The 401-nt window shown below is 67.3% G+C and carries 1 protein-coding gene; it reads left to right on the forward strand.

What is annotated here, in order from left to right; all coding sequences use genetic code 11:
• On the forward strand, positions 1-401 hold a 401-nt coding region (locus tag EOA24_RS41055), incomplete at both ends, for a LysR substrate-binding domain-containing protein (protein ID WP_245502021.1).

Below are 401 nucleotides of genomic sequence, written 5' to 3' on the forward strand. Positions count from 1 at the left end.
GCAGGCAAGGGCGGGTCGGTGTTCCTGGGCGCGGTGACGGCGCCGGCGATCGAGCTGGCGGTGCCGGCGATTCGCGAAATCCGCCGCCTCTATCCGCGCATCGAGATCACCATGCAGGTCGAGACCTCGAATGTGCTGGCACGCGAGTTGATCGCGTCGCGCCACGACTTCATCATCGCGCGCATTCCCGACGACCTCAATCCGCGCCTGTTCGAATCGCGCGTCATCGGCGTCGAGAAGGCCTGCCTGATCGTGCGTCGCGGCCACCCGCTGAGCAAGGGCAAGGCGGTGCGGCTCGAGGAGACCGCCGCTTACGACTGGGTCTTCCAGTCCGGCGGCTCGCCGCTGCGCCAGGCGATGGAAAGCAATTTCCTGAACCGCAACATCGCGCTCCCGGACCG

Origin of the sequence: Mesorhizobium sp. M2A.F.Ca.ET.039.01.1.1, assembly GCF_003998035.1 — a bacterium.
GTDB lineage: Bacteria > Pseudomonadota > Alphaproteobacteria > Rhizobiales > Rhizobiaceae > Mesorhizobium.